This window comes from Brevibacillus fluminis (genome assembly GCF_003710825.1).
In the GTDB taxonomy this organism is placed as follows: Bacteria; Bacillota; Bacilli; order Brevibacillales; family Brevibacillaceae; genus Brevibacillus_D; species Brevibacillus_D fluminis.
In genome coordinates, this window is the sequence record NZ_RHHQ01000066.1 from 1 (window position 1) to 1,138 (window position 1,138).

1 protein-coding gene is annotated in these 1,138 nt (G+C 56.2%); it reads left to right on the forward strand.

The annotated features are described in order from the left end of the window. A partial coding sequence (locus EDM56_RS30900) for a penicillin-binding transpeptidase domain-containing protein (RefSeq protein ID WP_148040445.1) occupies nt 1–970 on the forward strand: 970 nt, incomplete at its 5' end. Nucleotides 971–1,138 lie beyond the last annotated feature (168 nt).

Genomic DNA, 1,138 nt, shown 5'->3' on the forward strand with positions numbered 1-1,138 from the left:
GGCGTCGGCGCTCGATCCGAAAACAGGCGAGGTGCTGGCGTTGGTCAGCACGCCGTCTTATGATCCCAACGCGTTCGTTCAAGGCATGACTGCCGCGCAATGGAAGCAGCTGAGCGAAAATCCGCATAAACCGCTGCTCAACCGGTTTGCGCACGCCTATGCGCCTGGATCGACCTTTAAGCCGTTAACGGCATCGATCGGACTGGTGACGAAAACGCTCGTGCCTGAAGAAAAGCTGGATATCCAAGGGCTTCATTGGCAAAAGGATCGATCGTGGGGGAATTACACCGTGACGCGCGTGAGCGACTCGCATGCACCAGTCGATTTAGAGCGGGCGTTGATCTACTCGGACAATATTTATTTTGCCCAGGCGGCGCTTGCCATGGGGCAAGACGGTTTTTTGCGGGAGGCAGAACGCTTCGGCTTTGGTGAGCCGCTCCCGTTTCCATATCCGCTGGAAGCATCGTCGCTCGTCAAAGGTGGGATGAAAAGCGAGATCCAGCTCGCTGATTCGGGGTATGGGCAGGGGGAAGTGACCATGACGCCGCTGCATTTGGCATTGGCTTACACGAGCTTTGTCAATGGCGGCAGCATTGTTGCACCGACACTGCTTCAAGGGGCCGATACCGACATCTATTGGAAAAAAGCGGCGATTCCGGCGGACGTTGCGGCTGCGGTCAAAGCGGACCTGGTGCAGGTGATGGAAAATCCGCATGGCACCGGACACAAGGCACGTGTGCCGGGATACGTCATCGCGGGCAAAACAGGGACCGCGGAAATGAAGCAGCGCAAAGGGGACCTAGGCAAGGAGAACGGCTGGTATGTGGCGTTTCAGGCGGAGGAGGGGAACCCCAACCTGCTTGTCGCCATGATGATTGAAGATGTGCGTGGAAGGGGCGGGAGCCATTACCTCGACCCCAAGATCAGGAAGGTGTTTACAGTCGGCTTGCAGCTTCAAAGCAAACAATGAAAAGGACGTGAGCAAATGAGCATTCGATACGGTGGATGGGAACAGCGGAACAGGACAAGGGCTGCGGCATGGAGGCAGAAAATCGAAGGGCGGACAGGGAGCGATACGAGTTAGGCGAAGAGGCGGTTGATCCCGCCTCTTTTTCCTTGCACAGATAAGAATTTATAA